General features: G+C 31.4%; 16 protein-coding genes. 12 read left to right on the forward strand and 4 right to left on the reverse strand.

Annotated features, from left to right (window positions below; all coding sequences use genetic code 11):
* Positions 1–80 precede the first annotated feature (80 nt).
* Positions 81–1,469, forward strand: a complete 1,389-nt coding sequence (gene aspA / locus HX088_RS01225; protein WP_284584144.1) for an aspartate ammonia-lyase — start codon at positions 81–83, stop codon at positions 1,467–1,469.
* A 68-nt stretch (positions 1,470–1,537) separates the two neighbouring features.
* Here aspA and HX088_RS01230 read toward each other — a convergent pair whose 3' ends face one another.
* A complete protein-coding gene (locus HX088_RS01230; protein ID WP_286483011.1) occupies positions 1,538–2,680 on the reverse strand; it encodes a DEAD/DEAH box helicase in 1,143 nt (380 codons plus the stop codon).
* Between the two features lie 244 nt (positions 2,681–2,924).
* Between HX088_RS01230 and HX088_RS01235 the strand changes: the two genes are divergently transcribed.
* Complete coding sequence (locus HX088_RS01235; RefSeq protein ID WP_286483012.1) at positions 2,925–4,097, forward strand: trans-sulfuration enzyme family protein; 1,173 nt, start codon at positions 2,925–2,927, stop codon at positions 4,095–4,097.
* 67 nt (positions 4,098–4,164) lie between these two features.
* Here the strand turns inward: HX088_RS01235 and dnaK are convergent, their stop codons facing one another.
* Both dnaK and HX088_RS01245 read right to left on the reverse strand, forming a co-directional pair.
* On the reverse strand, positions 4,165–6,066 hold the full coding sequence (gene dnaK / locus HX088_RS01240) for a molecular chaperone DnaK (protein ID WP_286483013.1): 1,902 nt from the start codon (positions 6,064–6,066) through the stop codon (positions 4,165–4,167).
* A 275-nt stretch (positions 6,067–6,341) separates the two neighbouring features.
* Complete coding sequence (locus HX088_RS01245; protein WP_286483038.1) at positions 6,342–6,668, reverse strand: tRNA-binding protein; 327 nt, start codon at positions 6,666–6,668, stop codon at positions 6,342–6,344.
* A gap of 615 nt (positions 6,669–7,283) precedes the next feature.
* Between HX088_RS01245 and HX088_RS01250 the strand changes: the two genes are divergently transcribed.
* From HX088_RS01250 to HX088_RS01290, 9 genes are all read left to right on the forward strand, one after another.
* Positions 7,284–8,924: a M1 family metallopeptidase gene (locus HX088_RS01250; RefSeq protein WP_286483014.1), complete on the forward strand. Its 1,641-nt coding sequence runs from the start codon at positions 7,284–7,286 to the stop codon at positions 8,922–8,924.
* Between the two features lie 82 nt (positions 8,925–9,006).
* Positions 9,007–10,662: an apolipoprotein N-acyltransferase gene (lnt, locus tag HX088_RS01255; protein WP_171623529.1), complete on the forward strand. Its 1,656-nt coding sequence runs from the start codon at positions 9,007–9,009 to the stop codon at positions 10,660–10,662.
* Positions 10,663–10,744: 82 nt separating this feature from the next.
* Positions 10,745–10,981 (forward strand): 50S ribosomal protein L28, encoded by a 237-nt coding sequence (gene rpmB, locus HX088_RS01260; protein WP_171623530.1) that lies wholly within the window; start codon positions 10,745–10,747, stop codon positions 10,979–10,981.
* Between the two features lie 11 nt (positions 10,982–10,992).
* Positions 10,993–11,175, forward strand: coding sequence for a 50S ribosomal protein L33 (gene rpmG / locus HX088_RS01265; protein WP_171623531.1), 183 nt, complete (start codon positions 10,993–10,995; stop codon positions 11,173–11,175).
* A gap of 14 nt (positions 11,176–11,189) precedes the next feature.
* Positions 11,190–11,339: a DUF4295 family protein gene (locus HX088_RS01270; RefSeq protein WP_171623532.1), complete on the forward strand. Its 150-nt coding sequence runs from the start codon at positions 11,190–11,192 to the stop codon at positions 11,337–11,339.
* Positions 11,340–11,453: 114 nt separating this feature from the next.
* Positions 11,454–12,416, forward strand: coding sequence for a signal recognition particle-docking protein FtsY (ftsY, locus tag HX088_RS01275; RefSeq protein WP_171623533.1), 963 nt, complete (start codon positions 11,454–11,456; stop codon positions 12,414–12,416).
* 221 nt (positions 12,417–12,637) lie between these two features.
* Positions 12,638–12,910, forward strand: coding sequence for a hypothetical protein (locus HX088_RS01280; protein WP_260544423.1), 273 nt, complete (start codon positions 12,638–12,640; stop codon positions 12,908–12,910).
* A 58-nt stretch (positions 12,911–12,968) separates the two neighbouring features.
* Positions 12,969–13,718, forward strand: coding sequence for a GLPGLI family protein (locus HX088_RS01285; RefSeq protein WP_260544421.1), 750 nt, complete (start codon positions 12,969–12,971; stop codon positions 13,716–13,718).
* Complete coding sequence (locus HX088_RS01290; protein WP_284584139.1) at positions 13,711–16,362, forward strand: carboxypeptidase-like regulatory domain-containing protein; 2,652 nt, start codon at positions 13,711–13,713, stop codon at positions 16,360–16,362. The genes HX088_RS01285 and HX088_RS01290 overlap by 8 nt, the downstream gene beginning before the upstream one ends.
* Here the strand turns inward: HX088_RS01290 and HX088_RS01295 are convergent.
* Complete coding sequence (locus HX088_RS01295) at positions 16,359–16,793, reverse strand: hypothetical protein (protein ID WP_286483015.1); 435 nt, start codon at positions 16,791–16,793, stop codon at positions 16,359–16,361. The genes HX088_RS01290 and HX088_RS01295 overlap by 4 nt on opposite strands.
* 116 nt (positions 16,794–16,909) lie before the next feature.
* Between HX088_RS01295 and HX088_RS01300 the strand changes: the two genes are divergently transcribed.
* Positions 16,910–18,985 (forward strand): TonB-dependent receptor plug domain-containing protein, encoded by a 2,076-nt coding sequence (locus HX088_RS01300; RefSeq protein ID WP_286483016.1) that lies wholly within the window; start codon positions 16,910–16,912, stop codon positions 18,983–18,985.
* The last annotated feature ends 230 nt before the right edge of the window (positions 18,986–19,215 follow it).

The following is a 19,215-nucleotide window of genomic DNA, read 5'->3' on the forward strand; positions in this document are numbered from 1 at the left end:
TAATTCGAGTTTAGAATTTATCCTACAATAATCCTTACCTTTAATTTAAATTTAAAAAAAACAATCTAATAAGAATAAGTATGAGAACTGAGTCAGATTTATTAGGAGAGTTACAACTTCCTGAAACGGCTTATTATGGAGTACAAACACAACGTGCAATTAATAATTTTAAAATTTCGAACAACTATTTAGCACATTACCCTGAATTTATTAAAGCGTTAGGTGTAGTGAAATTAGGTGCAGCGCAAGCTAATCATGAGTTGGGAGTTTTATCAAAAGATATATATGATGCGATTTCTTTTGCATCGAACGAGCTGATTGCAGGAAAATATACGGATCAATTTCCGATTGACATGATTCAAGGTGGTGCTGGAACTTCTACGAATATGAATGCAAACGAAGTGATTGCAAATATTGCGTTAGAACATTTAGGAAAACAAAAAGGAGAATATCAATTTTGTTCACCAAATGATCATGTAAATTTATCACAATCAACAAACGACGCTTATCCTACTGCGTTGAAATTAGCTTTGTTTAACATGAATAAACCATTGGTTGAAGCATTAACAAAACTGGCAGAGTCATTTAATAAAAAAGCCAAAGAATTTGAACAAGTCATTAAGATGGGACGCACACAATTGCAAGATGCAGTTCCGATGACATTAGGTCAAGAATTTGAAGGTTTTGCAACTACATTAAACAAGGAAGTTCAGAATTTAGATCGTATCACTACTGATTTATTGGTCATTAATATGGGAGCAACAGCAATCGGAACTGGTTTGAACGCCGTTCCAGGTTATGCACAATTGTGTACAACAAAGATTGCAGAAATCATGAAGGAAGAGGTGATATTGGCAGATAATTTAGTAGAAGCAACTTCTGATACGAGTGCCTTTGTAGATTATTCTTCTGCTTTAAAACGTCTTTGTGTAAAATTATCTAAAATTTGTAATGATTTACGATTACTAACTTCAGGGCCAAGAGCAGGTTTATTCGAAATTAATCTACCTCCAAAACAGCCAGGATCTTCGATTATGCCAGGAAAAGTAAATCCGGTTATTCCAGAAGTGGTGAATCAGGTTTGTTTTAAAGTGATTGGAAATGATTTGACAATTACAATGGCAGCAGAAGCTGGTCAATTGCAATTAAATGTAATGGAGCCAATTATAGGTTTTTCGATTATGGAGTCAATTCAATATCTTACAAATGCAATGGATACATTGCGTGTGGAATGTGTGGATGGAATTACTGCAAATGCGGAACATCTGAAAAATGAAGTGCAAAATAGTATTGGAATTGTTACAGCACTAAATCCGTATATTGGATATAAAGCAAGTACAAAAATAGCGAAAGAAGCTTTAGAAACTGGTGGAAGTGTCTATCAATTGGTTTTAGATCATGGTTTGTTGTCTAAAGAACAATTAGATGAGATCCTTGATCCTAAAAATATGCTTGGACCACATATATAATATATGAAATTAGAAATACGAAGTTAGAATTATATAATTTTAACTTCGTAATTCGAGTTTCGTATTTCTTAAAATCCATGTAAGCTCACATCATCAGTCGAAAGTATGTTTACTTTTTTACCCATTTTTTTCTGAATAATTTTGAAATGATGCAAATCTTCTTCGGTGATTAAACTAATTGCTTTTCCGTTTGCATTTGCACGACCAGTACGTCCAATTCGGTGTACATAATCTAAAGGTGAACGAGGTAATTCGTAATTAATTACAGTTGGTAAACCTTCGATATGAATTCCGCGTCCAATCAAATCTGTGGCAACCAAAACGCGAACATCTCCTAATTTAAAATCTTCTAAATTATCCATTCTCGCACCTTGCGATTTCTTGCTGTGAACAGCCATTGCAGGAATTTTATTCTTTTTTAGTTTTTCAACCAAATTGTCAGCTGTACGAGTCGAAGAAACAAAAATCAACACTTGTTCTAAGTTTTCAGATTTGATTAAATAGCGTAAAAAAGGACCTTTTGTTTCGGCATCAACTTTATAAGCTACTTGTTCTATTTGCTCTAAATCAACTTCTTGCTTTTTAATTTCAACAACAATTGGATTGATATTTAAAGTTGATTTGATTTCATCAATTTTATCATTTAAAGTTGCTGAAAAAAGAACCGATTGTTTCTTTTTCGGAACACTTTTTAAGATTCTATTCATTTCATCTCCAAATCCCATCTGAAACATTTTGTCCGCTTCATCAATTACCAAATATTGCAATTGGTCTAACGATAACGCATTATGATCCATTAAATCCAATAAACGACCAGGGGTTGCTATCAAAATTTCTGTTCCATACAAATTCTTCATCTGTGGATTAATCGAAGTTCCACCATATACAGCCTGTGTTTGTACTTCGCGGCGTAAAGCAGTTTGTAGACCAGCAAATGTTTGTTCAATTTGAACAGCTAATTCGCGTGTAGGAACTAAAATTAGAGCTTTTACAAAACGTGATTTTTCGTACGATTGATGTTGAATTTTTTGTAACAAAGGTGCAACAAAACACAATGTTTTTCCAGATCCTGTTTTTGCAATTCCCATTACATCTTTTCCTTTTAAAATAGACGGAATAGTCTCAGTTTGAATTTCAAAAGGTTTTAAAAATCCAAGTATTGTAATGGCTTTTGAGAGATATGGTGATAATCCTAAATTTTCGAATGACATAAATTGATATAAGGTTACAAAGGTAAAGATTAAATCTGAATGATATTTTAAGAATATATTGCTGTTTCATCATTTTTGATCAAGATGAAATTGAAGGATTTAAAATCAATTCTGAAATATTTCTATAAATGATTTTAGAATCGAATCTATTTATTGAAAATTAAATTAAAAACAGAAATAATTTCGGTTTAAAACTTGATAAAATTCTTTTAGCTTAATAAAACTATCTTTAAATTTGAATCTTATGAAAAAGGATCAGTCTAAGATAATTCGTGAGCAAGCGCCAAGATCTGCTACTCGCGAGCATTCAGTTCCATTATATTTAACCTCAAGTTTTATTTTTGATAGTGCAGAACAAGGTCGTGCTATTTTTGCAGAAGAGGAGGAAGGTATGGTTTATTCGCGTTATGCAAACCCAAATACAACAGAGTTTATTAATCGCGTTTGTGTGTTAGAAAAAGCAGATGCAGGTTTAGCGTTCGCATCAGGGATGGCAGCTGTTTTTGCTTCGTTTGCTTCTTATATTAAAAGTGGTGATCATATTGTGTCAAGTCGTGCTATTTTTGGTTCGACACATCAATTAATTACACAACTATTTCCTCGTTGGGGCGTAACCTATACCTATGTTGAAAGGCCAAATATCGAAGATTGGGAAAAAGCAATTCAAGCGAATACCAAAATTGTCTTTTTAGAATCGCCTTCTAATCCTGGTTTGGAATTATTCGATTTAGAAGCTTTAGCAAAATTAAAAGAGAAACATCCACATATTATTTTTGCCATTGACAACTGTTTTGCAACACCATATTTACAACAACCTTTAGAGTTTGGATTCGATTTATCTATTCATTCAGCAACAAAATATATGGATGGACAAGGTCGAGTTTTAGGTGGTGTTGTGATAGGAAAGCAAGATTTGATTAATGAAATGATGTTTTTTATTCGTCATACTGGTCCTGCAATGTCTGCTTTTAATGCGTGGACAATTTCTAAAAGTTTAGAAACGTTACCTCTTCGTATGGATCGTCATTGTGAAAATGCTTTGGCTTTGGCAGAGGCGTTAGAAAGTAACCCTGAAATTGAAGCTGTAAAATACCCTTTTTTACCCTCTCATCCGCAATATGAATTAGCGAAAAAACAAATGAAAGGAGGTGGTGGAATTGTAACCTTTGAAGTAAAAGGAGGAAAAGAACGTGCGTTCAAATTTATAGATGCATTGAAAATGATTTTGTATACTTCAAATTTAGGAGATTCGAGATCGATAGCGACACACCCGGCTACAACAACTCATGCGAAATTATCAGATGCCGAACGTGCAGAGTTAGGGATTATGCCAGGCTCGATACGATTATCTGTTGGATTAGAAGATAAAATAGATATTATCGAAGATATACTACAAGCATTAGAAAAAACGAAATAAGATTTGTTGATAGACAAAAAAAGCCTCGCATTGCGAGGCTTTTCTATTATGATAGATGAAAATTCTATTATTTCACTTCTTCGAAGTCTACGTCTTCAACACCGTCATTTTTTGCTTGACCTTGATCAGCACCAGGCTGAGCTTGTGCACCACCTTGTTGACCTTCGTTCATTGCAGCATAAATTTCTTGTGAAGCAGCATTCCAAGCTGTGTTTAATTTTTCCATAGAAGCATCAATTGCAGCAACGTCTTGAGCAGCATGAGCAGATTTAACTTCTGTTAAAGCTTCTTCAATTGGTTGTTTTTTGTCAGCAGGAATTTTATCTCCGTACTCAGTCAATTGTTTTTCTGTTTGGAAAATTAACGCATCAGCAGCATTTACTTTTTCAATTTTTTGCTTTGCTTCTTCGTCTTTAGCAGCATTCTCTTGTGCTTCTTTTTTCATTCTTTCGATATCAGCATCAGATAATCCAGATGAAGCTTCAATTTTGATTGATTGCTCTTTTCCAGTTCCTTTATCTTTTGCAGAAACACTTAAGATACCATTCGCATCAATATCAAATGTTACTTCAATTTGAGGAACACCACGTTGTGCTGGTGGGATATCTACTAAGTCAAAACGTCCGATTTCTTTGTTATCGTTGAATAATGGACGCTCTCCTTGACCAATTCTTAAAGTTACTGCTGGTTGATTGTCAACTGCAGTTGAGAAAACTTCAGATTTTTTAGTTGGAATTGTTGTATTCGCTTCAATTAATTTTGTGAATACTCCTCCTAAAGTTTCGATACCTAAAGATAATGGTGTAACGTCTAATAATAATACGTCTTTTACATCACCTGTTAAAACACCTCCTTGGATAGCTGCACCAATTGCAACAACCTCGTCTGGATTAACTCCTTTAGATGGTTTTTTACCGAAGAATTTTTCTACTTCTTCTTGGATTTTTGGCATACGTGTAGATCCACCAACTAAGATAACTTCGTCGATATCGTTGATTGATAAACCTGCATCAGATAACGCTTTTTTACAAGGTTCCATAGAACGACGTACTAAATCTTCTGTTAATTGATCAAATTTAGAACGAGTTAAAGTTTCTACTAAGTGTTTTGGTCCTGTTTCGTTAGCTGTAACGTATGGTAAATTAATTTCTGTTTGAGCAGAAGAAGATAATTCGATTTTAGCTTTTTCAGCAGCTTCACGTAAACGTTGTAAAGCCATTGCGTCTTTTTTCAAATCTACACCTTCTTTCGCTTGGAATTCAGAAGCTAACCAGTTGATGATTGCGTCATCAAAATCATCACCTCCTAAGTGTGTATCACCGTTTGTAGATAATACTTCGAATACACCGTCACCTAATTCTAGGATTGATACGTCGAAAGTACCACCACCTAAATCGTAAACAACGATTTTTTTATCTGAGTTTGCTTTGTCTAATCCGTAAGCTAATGCAGCAGCAGTAGGCTCGTTGATAATACGTTCTACTTTAAGACCTGCAATTTCACCAGCTTCTTTAGTTGCTTGACGTTGAGCATCGTTAAAATAAGCTGGTACAGTAATTACCGCTCTTGATACTTCTTGTCCTAAATAATCTTCAGCAGTTTTTTTCATTTTTTGTAAAATCATTGCTGAGATTTCTTGTGGAGTATAGTTACGTCCATCAATATCAACTGCTGGCGTATCATTGTTTCCTTTTACAACTGAATAAGGAACACGACCGATTTCATCTGCATCATTATTAAATTTAGTTCCCATGAAACGTTTAATAGAATAAATCGTTTTCTTTGGGTTTGTTACAGCTTGACGTTTTGCTGAATCACCAACTTTAATTTCCCCTCCTTCTACGAATGCTACGATAGATGGAGTAGTTCTTTTACCTTCTGCATTTGGAATTACAACTGGCTCACTACCTTCCATTACAGAAACACAAGAGTTCGTTGTACCTAAGTCGATTCCGATTATTTTGCTCATATTGTTTAGTTATTTTTTATATTATTAATGATTTATTTTAAACTTTTACACATCATCAAAAATGATGCTACACCAGAATAGTCAATCTTTGTGCCAACATAAAAAAAATGACATCCAATAGATTTTAGATGTCAGGTTGTCAGATTATGATTAATGATTTGATTATTTATCGATAAAAAAGTCAGTTTATTGGTTGATAAAATGTCAGCGTTAAGTTATACTTAAATTTTATCTCAGTCTTAGTCTTAGTCTTAGTCTTAGTCTCAACCTCAATATTACCCAATCTTACTTCCGTTTTCAACTTTTCGTTCGGGATTCAAGAGAATAACATCATTATTATTTCCATAAACGCCCATCACGAGACATTCGCTCATAAAAGTGGCAATTTGTTTTTTCGGAAAGTTAACCACAGCCATTATTTGTTTTCCAATCAATTCTTCTTTGTTATAAAGCGATGTAATTTGTGCCGAACTTTTCTTGATTCCTAACGGACCAAAATCAATTTCTAACTGATAAGCAGGATTTCTTGCTTTCGGAAAATTATTTGCACTGATAATTGTCCCAATTCTCATATCAACTTTCTCGAAATCTTGCCAAGAAATTGTTTCAGTATTATTTTCAGGTTTTGGTTCTTCTTTTAGTTTATTCTCTTTATCGTAAATCGTTTGCAGAATTTTTTCTAAATCAGTTTTTTCATTCGCATATTTCGTTTTCATGTTATCTGGCATTCGGTTATAATACGTCAACGCTTTTTCGCCAAATTGTTTGATGTAAAAATTAGTCAATGGAGGAACGTTTGGAAATTGTTTATGAAAAATCATTTCTGTATACGCTTGCCATTCGCGTTCTTCTCGCAATTCAATTTGATTTTCGCCCGAACGCTGAAAAACATGTACCATTTCGTGCATCAAAACATTGGAAAGTAATACTAAATCAAAATCAAGAATATTACGCGGAACACGAATTGTAATTCCTGTTTTTTCTTCACCTTCTGCAGTCAATAAAAAACCTTTTGGATCGATTTCTTCTCGAAACGTAAAACCTGTAAAAGCATTATGTTTTAATTTCAATTCATCTAAAATTTCGTACAATGCTTCAACGATTAAGTGATTATTTTTTAAATAATTTATTCTTTCCTTAAATTTTTCTGTAATCATAGCTTTTTGGCTTATTTATCAAATATATAATCTTATTTTTGATATGTTTTAAAAATGACTATGAAGAAATTAGTACTATTACTTGGCTTGATCTCGATAACAACAAATGCACAAGTACTTAATAACAAACAAGAGTTTACGCGACAAGATTCGCTTCGCGGAACGAATAATGAATTCCGAAATTGGTGGGATGTTAAAAAATATAAAGTAAGTGTAGAACCAGATTATCAGTCAAAATCGATAAAAGGAAAAACGACAATTACGTTTGATAAAATTGCTCCTCAACAATCAGATTTATTGCAGATAGATTTACAAGATCCAATGATGGTTTCGGCTGTAAAATTGAATGGAAAGAAAATTTCTGATTTCAAACGTGATGGAAATGTCTATTTTATTAATGTCGGAAAAAATATCAAGAATACGTCGAATCAATTAGAATTAGAATACAACGGAAATCCTCGTGTTGCGGTGAGAGCGCCTTGGGATGGTGGTTGGATTTTTGCGAAAGATGAAAAAGGTCGAGATTGGATGTCTGTAGCCGTGCAAGGTTTGGGTGCAAGTGCTTGGTTTCCGAACAAAGATTATTTAGGCGATGAACCAGATAATGGAATGGAATTGGAAATTATCACACCAAAAGATTTGGTAGGAGTTGGTAATGGACGATTAGTTTCTAAAAAAGAGAAAAATGGTAAAACAACTTCTACATGGAAAGTTGTTAATCCAATTAATAATTATAATATCATTCCTTATATCGGACATTATGTCAATTTCAAAGATACTTTCGAAGGCGAAAAAGGTAAATTGGATTTAGATTATTATGTGTTAGATTATAATATAGATAAAGCAAAATCGCAGTTTGAACAAGCAAAATTGATGTTGAAAAGTTTTGAACATTGGTTTGGACCTTATGCTTTTTACGAAGATTCTTTCAAGATTGTAGAAACTCCACATTTGGGAATGGAACATCAATCTGGAATTGCGTACGGAAATAAATTCGAGAATGGGTATTTAGGGCGCGATTTATCAGGTTCTGGTTGGGGACTGAAATGGGATTTTATTATCGTTCACGAAGCTGGTCACGAATGGTTCGGAAATAATATAACAGAGAAAGATGTTGCAGATATGTGGATTCATGAATCGTTTACAGCTTATTCTGAAACCTTATTTACAGAAACATTTCATGGGAAAGAAGCAGGAAGCGAATATGTACGTGGAACAAGAAATGCAATTCAAAATGATAGTCCAATAATCGGAGTATATGGTGTCAATCAAGAAGGAAGTGGTGACATGTACTACAAAGGCGCAAATATGATTCATACGTTGAGAACTTGGATGAATGATGACGAAAAATTTAGACAACTATTACGAGGTTTGAACAAAGAGTTTTATCATCAAACGGTGACAACAGAACAAATCGAAAATTATATTGCCAAATATTCTGGATTAAATTTGACTGCTTTTTTCAATCAATATTTAAGAACTGTCAAAGTTCCTACGTTAGAATTAAGAGAAAATGGTAACAAAGTAGAATATAGATATACGAATGTTGTGGATGGATTTGCAATGCCTTTACGTTTGAAAGATTCTGACATTACAATCAATCCAACATCAAATTGGCAAACGATTAATTATTCAACAATTACAAAAACGAGTGATGTAACGATTAATCCAAATTATTATATTGAAGTTAGTAAATCGTAAATCGTACTTCGAAAAACTTAATTCATAAAATATTCCAATAAATATCATCGGTTATTGAACGATGATATTATAAATTTGTCACATGAAAAAATACATTGCATACGCAATCTTATCAGGATTATTGTTAACAGCAGGCTGGCCGTCACATGGTTTTCCATTGTTGTTATTTATAGGATTTGTGCCCTTGATGTTGGCAGAACATCAAATAACGCAGCGCGCAGAATTCAAGAAAAAAGGACGTAAGATTTTTGGACTTTCATATTTAGCCTTTTTTATTTGGAATGCAATTGTAATTTGGTGGTTGCATTATGCGCAAGAAACCAATGCGAATGGAGATTTACAAAATTCGTGGAGTGCTTATTTAATTCCAGTTTTCGCGAATTCGTTATTTATGTCAATTGTTTTTCAACTGTATCATGTTGTTAAAACAAAAGCAGGAAATTTGTACGGCTTAGTTTTTCTTCCAGCCATTTGGATGAGTTTTGATAAACTAACATTGAATTGGGAATTGACTTGGCCATGGTTTAACCTTGGAAATGGTTTTGCCAAATATCACGAATGGGTACAATGGTACGAATACACAGGAACTTTTGGTGGAGCGCTTTGGATATGGATCGTAAATATTATTGTGTTCTATTATTTAACAGCTTACATCAATAAAAAAGAAATTAAATATTTAAACAAATTAGGTATTTATGCAGGATTATTAATTGCTGTTCCAATTGGTTTATCTTATATAATGTATGCAAATTACGAGGAAAAAGGAAAAGCGCTTGATGTGTTGATTCTTCAACCAGATCTTGATCCTTACAATGAAAAATACATGAAAGATGGATTACAGATTTATGACGAATTGAAGCAATTGGCACTGAAGAATATTCAACCAAAAACTCAATTTGTTGTTGCGCCAGAAACAGCTGTTCCAGGTTCTTCTGCACTTATTTTTGACAATATGTATGATGATTTAATTGTACAAGATATTCAACAATGGACAAGTACGAAGAACGATTTACATTTCGTAACAGGTGCATCAATCATGCGAATTTATCCTATGTCGTCTTTAGCATCAGAAACGGCATCAGTTATGAAAGATGGAATAACGTGGTATGATGCCTATAATTCGGCTTTACAGATAGGAGGAAACGACTCGATCGAAGTATATCATAAGAGTAAATTAGTGCCTGGAGTAGAAATTTTTCCATATCGTAACTATTTAATGCCAATTATTGGAGAATTTATGCTTAACTTTGGCGGCACAACAAAAACGTTGGGGGTTCAACCTCATCGTTCTGTTTTCAAGAATAATACAAACACCGCTACTGTTGCTCCGGTTATATGTTACGAATCTATTTACGGAGACTATACAACAGAATATGTGAGAGAAGGTGCTAATGTTATATTCACAATGACCAACGATTCTTGGTGGGGCTCTACCGATGGTCATCGTCAATTACTATTATATGGTAATTTGAGAGCTATTGAAAATAGACGCGCTATTGTTAGATCTGCAAACTCAGGTATTTCGGCTTTCGTTAATCAGCGAGGAGATATAATGAAGTCATTACCATATGGAGAGCAGGGTGCCTTAAATGGTACAATTTTAATGAATAGTGAATTAACGTTTTATACAAAGTATGGTGACGTCATCGCAAGAATAGCACTATTGGTAATGGGAATTATCTTAGCTTATACACTTGCGCAGAAGTTGTTATACAAACAAAATAAGAAGAAAATATAAAATTAATAACCTAAAGAGTTGTATAAGTAATATTTAATTTGTTACTTTGCACTCCGTTTAAAATAGGACAATACAAAATAAGATGTCAAACATTTGTCAAATTACAGGTAAGAGAAGATTAGTAGGAAACAATGTTTCTCACGCTAATAATAAAACAAAACGCACTTTTGAAGTGAATTTGTTCAAAAAGAAATTTTTTATGCCAGAAGCTGGTGAGTGGATTACTTTAAAAGTTTCTGCACACGGTTTAAAAACAATCAACAAGTTAGGAGTTGATGAGGCTGTTAGACGTGCACGTAAAGAAGGTTTAATCAAATAATTTAAGACACCATGGCAAAAAAAGGAAACAGAGTACAGGTTATTTTAGAATGTACAGAGCATAAAGAAAGTGGTATGCCAGGAATGTCTCGTTATATCACAACTAAAAACAAAAAGAATACTCCAGATCGTATTGAGTTGAAAAAATACAACCCAGTATTGAAAAAGTATACAGTTCATAAGGAGATCAAATAATAAAATTTTAGACGATGGCAAAAAAGACAGTAGCAACCCTACAAACAGGGTCTAAAAAAATGACCAAAGTAATCAAAATGGTAAAATCTCCTAAATCTGGAGCTTACGTATTTGTTGAAAAAGTAGTTAACGCTGACGATACTGATGCGTTCTTCGCAAAATAATTGTTAGCTTAATAGAAAATATTAAGGTTAATAGAGCTGCTCTTTTGGGCGGCTTTTTTATTTCCTTATATTTTATGTATCTTCGTACAAAATTTTAAAGAAATTTAGCTTTTAATGAGTTGGTTCAAAAAGATATTAGGTAAAGAAAGCAAAGAAAAATTAGATGAAGGTTTAGAGAAATCTAAAACTTCTTTGTTTGATAAAATTAGTCGTGCTGTTGTTGGGAAATCAAAAGTAGACGATGAGGTTTTAGACGACTTAGAAGAAGTCTTAATTTCTTCTGACGTTGGAGTAGAAACAACAATCAAAATTATTCGTCGAATAGAAGAACGAGTAGAACGTGATAAATATGTTTCGACTTCCGAATTAGATAAGATTCTACGCGAAGAAATTGCGGGTTTACTTTCTGAAAATAATATCGAAGATACAAATGGTTTTGCTATCCCTAAAAAAGACGTTCCCTATGTAATTATGGTAGTCGGCGTTAACGGAGTAGGTAAAACAACGACGATTGGTAAATTGGCTTCTCAATTCAAATCACAAGGCTTAAAAGTAGTACTTGGTGCGGCGGATACGTTTCGTGCGGCAGCTGTCGATCAGTTAGTGATTTGGTCAGAGCGTGCAGGTGTACCAATTGTAAAACAAGCGATGGGTTCAGATCCTGCTTCGGTTGCATTTGATACCATTCAGTCAGCAGTTGCACAAAATGCAGATGTTGTGTTGATTGATACAGCAGGGCGTTTGCATAATAAAGTCAACTTGATGAACGAGTTAACAAAAATAAAACGCGTGATGCAAAAGGTTATTCCAGATGCTCCTCACGAGGTTTTGTTGGTGTTAGATGGTTCGACAGGTCAAAATGCGTTTGAGCAAGCAAAACAATTTACACAAGCAACAGAAGTTTCGTCTTTAGCTGTCACAAAATTAGATGGAACAGCAAAAGGTGGAGTGGTGATTGGTATTTCTGATCAATTCCAGATTCCAGTAAAATACATCGGTGTTGGTGAAGGAATCAATGATTTACAAGCATTCAATAAAATGGAGTTTGTAGATTCTTTTTTCAAACGAAATAATTAAGAAATTCAATTTCTATAAAATATAAATCCTTCAAGTAAAACTTGAAGGATTTTTTAGTTATATACTTTTATTGTGAATACGTTATTTTTTAAAATAATTTGCGTTTAACGATTATTATTATTATTATTATTGATGTAATTAACGTTAATAGATAAAGTTATAGGTTGCAAACTATAATTAATATTAAAAAAAATCACATTAAAATGAAAAAAAACTTATTATTGAGTGCTTTTGCACTTTTTGGATCTTTTGCTATGGCAAATGAAAATGCACCTAGTAATACTGAATATGTAAAAGCTGAATCTATCGTGAAAGTTTTTGGTTGTACAGTTAGTATTACAACTATAACTTATGATGGATGTGGGAATAAAGTAGATAGTCATACAACTTCATATTGGTCAGATAGTAAAAGTTGTGAAGGGTTAGTGATGACTGTTAAGAATAATTATACAAATTCTCCTTGTATTGAATCATTTCCAGAACCTGAAAGGTAAAAAAATAGTAATAACAAAAGTAAACAAGTTTTGCTTGTTTACTTTTTTAAATTAATTTATGAAAAAATTATTTTTGTTAACATTTTTAATGTTTTTTGTTTTGTTAAATGGTCAATCTAATAATTTGGTTGAGTATAATTTTATTACAAAAAATGGAGTAAAAGAAGTTATGAAAGAATATTTAGTATTCAATGAAAATGAAATATTTTATGTAAATATAAAAAATGATGATAATCTGAATTATGAAGATGATAAATTAGCAAAAGAACGATACAATTATGAACCAATATATGTAAATCTAAAAACCGATAGTCTTTATCAGAATAAAATAGCAATTTTAAAGAAGAATAGTTCGGAGATGAAACGTATAATTATGGTTGAGAAGAGACCTACAGTTAATTGGAAGATTACAAAAGAATCACAAAAAATGTTAGGTTATACATGTTATAAAGCAACAACGAAATTTAGAGGACGAGATTATACCGCTTGGTTTACTCCTGAACTCCCATATAATTATGGTCCATGGAAGTTAGGTGGTTTACCAGGTTTGATATTGAAAGTGGAAAATGAGTTGTTTGATTATGATGCAACTCGAATTGTACTTAATTCTAATAAAATACCAACACTTCCTATTTTGAAATCATTTGTGAATGCCAAGTATAAATATCAATTGAAGCAAGCAATAGGGTTTGAAAATAATTGGTTGATATATAATCGTGCTAATATATACGCATCATTACCTTCTGGAGTAATAATAAAAGAAGAGCCATTAAGAAAAGACGTAAGAGAATTTTCTATTGATGAATAAAATCCTAATATGTTTAATTTTTATATTCATCTCATCAAATTTATTTAGTCAAATAAAAGGATTAGTAAAAGATGAGAAGGGTATTGTTATGGCAAATGCGAATATAATAATATTAGACTCTTTACAAGAAATAGAAGCTTTTGCCATTACTAATAAATTAGGAGGATTTGAAATAACGGATTTTAAGTTAGGAAATAAAACAATTCAAATAAAGAAACCAACTTTTTCTCAGTACGAAGAGGAAATAGTAATTGGTAAACAAGATTTTGACCTTGGGATTTTTACTTTAGTAAAAGATAATTCAATAATTCTGAAAGAGGTTATTGTAAAATCTACCGATAATTTTTATAAGAAAGATACTACGGAATTTGAAGCAGCAAAATATAGAACAGGAAAAGAATTAAATGTTGAGGATTTAATCAAAAGTATTCCAGGAGTTACAGTAGACAAAGATGGGAAAATAAAGATAGGTAAAAAAAATGTACAATCTGTTTTAGTAGAAGGTGATGATTTATTTGATAGAGGCTATGCACTTTTAACTCAAGCCATGAATGATCAATCTGTTGTAAAAATTCAAATAATTAACAATCACACCAAAAATCAATTAACAAAAGATATTTACAATTCTGACGCTTTGGCTATTAATTTAATTTTAGACGAAAAAGCAAAAAATCAGTGGAATGGAAATGCCTTAGTTTCATCAACAAGTTATGTGGAAAATCGTCAACAGCTTAGATTAAATCTGATGAATTTCTCTAAAAAAAGGAAAATAATCACCTTGTTTAATTATAATACAATTGGTTTTGATGAGATGAAAGGAGTTGATTATCTAATCAAAAATCAATTTTCGACTGCTTATAATTTCGACCAATTAAGTGATGTAAAGCATTTACCTAATTTGGCAAATTTGTATCAAGATAATTACCAATTTGAAGATAACCGAACAAATTTTAATAATGACAAAATCGGTGTTGTCAACTTTATAAATAATTTTAAGAAAAGTAAAATTCAAATTTTAGGTATTTATAATAGAATTGAGAAGAATAATTATATAGATGAAATCGAAAATTACAATGACAATGAAATTCAGTTTATAAATAATCAAAATAGCCAATGGAATAAAAAAATTGATAATTACTTTGTTAAAATTGAGTGGAATAAAGATTTGACAAAAAAATCGAATCTAAATATTACAAACCGTTCTTTTCTGTTGAATGAAAGAAATGCGAATAATTTTTTGTTTAATAATTCTTCAATTTTTTTAAAAGGATCTAACGAAACAAATTCTACAGATACACAATTGATTTATACAAATAAAATAGATAGTGTAAAATTAATTACAATTGTTGCAAAACATTTGTATCAAAATAGACCGTACGACTTTATAGAAACTAATCCTATTTTTAGAGATGTTTTTAACAATCAAGATTTATTAAATTTAAAGCAAAAGATTAATAATCGACAAAATTACATTGGATTAAAATCATCTTTTTTCAATAAAGTATCAAAAAAAGGAAATTACTTTGTCACTTTAGGAATGGATTATCAAAGTGTTAATTTAACTTCTAATTATAGAGGGTTTAATGAAAGTTTTTCGAAAATATTTTTATTAGATAATAGTGCAAATCATTTAGAGTACGATCAAAATAAAATGTATTTAATTCTTGGAATTGAAAGGAAATGGAAGAGTTTTGAATTTAAATCAAGTTTGCCAATTCTTTATTTTTCTACTTTAATTAAAGAAGATTTATCATCAAAGGAAAATAACTTTTTTGTATCTCCAAAAATTGAATTTTCTTACGAAAAAAGAAAATTTGGGAAAATCTCTTTTTCTTATAATTATCAAATAACGCCTACAAGTTTTGATGCTTATTATCAAGAATTAATATACAAAGGAAATCGTCAATTTAGTAAAAATAATATACTTGAATATAATATTTTTGGAGGTTCTCTATTTAATGTCAATTATAGTAAATCAAAAGGAATGAATAATGGATTTGAGTTTAGTTTAATGTATCAAATTCAAAATAAAACAATTGGGTATAATTCTACATTTAATTCTAATTATTCAGTTAACGAACAGATTATAGTTGATGGAATAGAAATAATCAATCCATCGTTCATGTATAAATATTTTATATATCCAATAAAAACGAAAATACAGTTTAATAGTAATTATTCAATAATTAAAAGTACTTCTATAGCTAATGAGAATTTAATTCGTAATCAGTTTTCGAGTTTAGTGTTTGGAATGGAAGTAAAATCGGGTTTTACAAGTTTTTTGAATTATGAATTGGGAGCTAAATTATCTATTAATAAAAGTAAAAATCAGTTAAATTCTTATAATTATAATAATATTGATGTCTATACAAATGTCTATTTTAATTTATCAAAGCAAATAACATTAGATATAAATTATGAGTATTACAATTTTGGAGGACAAAATCAAATGGATACTAACTTTTTGGATATGAAGTTGGTTTATCAATTAAAAAATTCTAAGATGAAGTTTTTTGTAAAAGGAAATAATTTATTCAATACAAAAGAAATAAAAAGAACATTAGTAACACCTGTGACAGAGCGTTATTTTACGCAGCGTTTACTTCCACTACATATTCTTTTGGGTATGAATATTAATTTTTAATACTCCACTTTCAAATACTCTTTATAAAACTTTTTGCTTTTGTTTTCTTGTTTAGAAACAGTTTTTAAAAATTCATTCAAATATTCTCTAAACGGTGAATCTTTGGCCAAAGCATCTTGTTTTTTACTTGTCAAAACTTGTACTGTTCCATACATTTCTTCCTCGTTTTCTATGCTTGATGCAATTAATGTAAACGACTCATTTGCTTCATTAATAATGTTTCGATTCGACCAAACCAACAATGCTTCGTTGTTTTCGGTGTACAATATATTATCCCATTTCCCAAACCAATCGAAAAGCATTTTTTTAGCAACCAACGATGTCTGAAAACTTTCTACACGATATTCTGTTAATGAACGCTGTGCTTGTTCTTGCGCATTCAGAATAGTGAAATTTAGAAATAGTGTAATAAAAAGAATTAATTTTTTCAATTTTAAAAATCTTGTTTGATGTAAAGTTATCAAAAATAAAATCAAAAGTAATGTAACTTATTTGTCATTCATGCGTCATATAAAAAAGACACTAACACTAAATAGTAGAATTAACCATGAAGAAAATTTTTGTACTTGCTGTTACATTATCAGGAATCTTTGCTTTTGGACAAGAAGAAACACAAGATTCTATTGATTATAATCCAATTGAAATAAAAGAAGTCTTAATACAGTCACAACGCAAAAAAATGTTTGCGGACAAAGCGGTTTATACATTTGATAAAGAAGCATTGGAGAAAGCACGTTATGCAAAAGATTTATTGAATACATTACCAGAGCTAAATGTAGATCCAATTTCTAATTCAATTCAGAGTATAAAAGGTGGAACAATATTGTTGTTGATAAACGGAATTGAAGCAACAGACAATCAAATTCGTGCTGTCAAACCGCAAGATGTAGTACGTGTAGAATATTTTGATATTCCACCAACGCGTTATGCAAATCGTGCAGATCAGGTGGTTAATTTGATTACGCGTAATCCAGAAAACGGATATGTTTTTGGTGTAGAGGGTGTCACTTCTCCTTTGACCGGTTTTGTAGACGGGTCGGCTTATGCAAATTTCACAAAAGGTAAAAATAATTTTGGTGTGGAATATTCGCTTAGTTTAAGAGATTATGATAACCGAGAAAATACCAATTCGTATGCATACCAATTAAATAATAATCAATACAAAACAACCGAACATCGTTTTGATCATTTTGGTTATACCTTTCAAAATGCAATTTTACGCTATACCAATACAGATTCTGACAAATATACTTTTCAAGCAAAGTTAGATTTAGAAATTTTGACAAGTTTTACAGATGTTAATGGAAAAAGTATCTTTTTGATGAATAATGTTTCGGAGAATCATACGACCTATAAACATGGCAATAGTGGTTATACAAAACCTACAGTAGATTTGTATTATTCTCGAAAATTAGGAAAGAAAGATGAATTGAGTTTAAATTTCGTTGGTTCTATTTTCAATACCGATACATACGAATTATCGAAAGAATGGGTAACAAATACCGAAAATAGTGTTTTTAATAACGAAATGAAATTGAAAGCTGAACAAACTTCTATTGTTGGAGAAGTTGCGCATACGCATGATTTTAAATCAGGAAAATTGAGTTCAGGCTATCGAATTACGACAAACGATATCAACAATGATTTGGTAAATTTAGATGGATCTTCTCGTTACAAAGTAAATTATTTGCAACAGTATATGTACACGGAGTTTTCTGAAAAAACAAAAAAGTTGATGTATCGTTTGGGAATGGGATTGACAAATATCAATAATCAAAGTGCAGAAGATTCGCAAAATACATGGACTATTACACCAAAAATCGTTTTGGGTTATGAATTAGCGAAGAACCAAAGTTTACGTTTTACAAGTTCCTATACACCAAGAAGTCCTTGGAGCGATGCGTTGAGTAGTAATGTGGTGCAAATGGTTCCGAATATTGTACGCAAAGGAAATCCAGAATTAAATATTCAAAAAACGTTTAGTAATAATTTGATTTATTCATACAATTCAAAATATTTTGATTTAAATACAACTTTATTTTACTCTCACAGAAAAGACGCCATAAATCAACTGTATGTGTTAGACGGAAATCGATACGCGTTGACGTACGAAAATGCTCAAAATGCACAAAGTTTAGGTGTACAAGTTTCAGGTTCAATAAAACCTTTCGGAACAGATTTACTAACATTAAAATTAGTTCTAACACCAACATCAGAAAGTGTAAAACTAAATGATGGAAAAACAATTAAAAACGATTATATCGGAAATAATTTTGTTATTAATTCAGTGTACAAAAACTTTAGTTTGATGTATGCATTTAATATTCCAGTTTATTCATTGAGTGGACCGTTTTTAGACACGAACGAAAACAAAAGTCATTTGGTGTTAAGTTATAAATTAAACAATTGGTCATTTAAAACAGGTGCCTATTGGCTTGGAATGCCTTCGGAATATAAATCAAAATCCGTTGCAGAAAGTATTGTACAAACAACAAACCATACACAAATTTGGAACAACAAAAATATGTTTATCTTAGGGTTTAGTTACGATTTTGCTACAGGTAAGAAAACAAATATCAATCGTAAATTACAAAACCAAACTGCAGGTGCAGCAACGTTTTAATAAAATAGAAAAAGAGAATCCTTAGGATTCTCTTTTTCTATTTTATAATTTTTGATGCGATGTTGAAACGAGTTCAACAAGACATAAGGTAAATGTCATTCTGACGAATGGAGAAATCTATAGTTATATAAAGATAATTATTTTTGCATCTAACATCTAACATCTAACATCTAACATCTAACATCTAACATCTAACATCTAACATCTAACATCTAACATCTAACATCTAA

This window comes from Empedobacter sp. 225-1, assembly GCF_030328185.1.
Classification (GTDB): Bacteria; Bacteroidota; Bacteroidia; order Flavobacteriales; family Weeksellaceae; genus Empedobacter; species Empedobacter stercoris.

Bases quoted from the DNA above. Each gene is read 5' to 3' on its own strand.
- HX088_RS01300 (WP_286483016.1), top strand. From the start codon at position 16,910: ATGAAGAAAATTTTTGTACTTGCTGTTACATTATCAGGAATCTTTGCT.
- lnt (WP_171623529.1), top strand. From the start codon at position 9,007: ATGAAAAAATACATTGCATACGCAATCTTATCAGGATTATTGTTAACA.
- ftsY (WP_171623533.1), top strand. From the start codon at position 11,454: ATGAGTTGGTTCAAAAAGATATTAGGTAAAGAAAGCAAAGAAAAATTA.
- HX088_RS01290 (WP_284584139.1), top strand. From the start codon at position 13,711: ATGAATAAAATCCTAATATGTTTAATTTTTATATTCATCTCATCAAAT.
- HX088_RS01250 (WP_286483014.1), top strand. From the start codon at position 7,284: ATGAAGAAATTAGTACTATTACTTGGCTTGATCTCGATAACAACAAAT.
- HX088_RS01270 (WP_171623532.1), top strand. From the start codon at position 11,190: ATGGCAAAAAAGACAGTAGCAACCCTACAAACAGGGTCTAAAAAAATG.
- rpmG (WP_171623531.1), top strand. From the start codon at position 10,993: ATGGCAAAAAAAGGAAACAGAGTACAGGTTATTTTAGAATGTACAGAG.
- HX088_RS01235 (WP_286483012.1), top strand. From the start codon at position 2,925: ATGAAAAAGGATCAGTCTAAGATAATTCGTGAGCAAGCGCCAAGATCT.
- HX088_RS01230 (WP_286483011.1), bottom strand. From the start codon at position 2,680: ATGTCATTCGAAAATTTAGGATTATCACCATATCTCTCAAAAGCCATT.
- rpmB (WP_171623530.1), top strand. From the start codon at position 10,745: ATGTCAAACATTTGTCAAATTACAGGTAAGAGAAGATTAGTAGGAAAC.
- HX088_RS01285 (WP_260544421.1), top strand. From the start codon at position 12,969: ATGAAAAAATTATTTTTGTTAACATTTTTAATGTTTTTTGTTTTGTTA.
- dnaK (WP_286483013.1), bottom strand. From the start codon at position 6,066: ATGAGCAAAATAATCGGAATCGACTTAGGTACAACGAACTCTTGTGTT.
- aspA (WP_284584144.1), top strand. From the start codon at position 81: ATGAGAACTGAGTCAGATTTATTAGGAGAGTTACAACTTCCTGAAACG.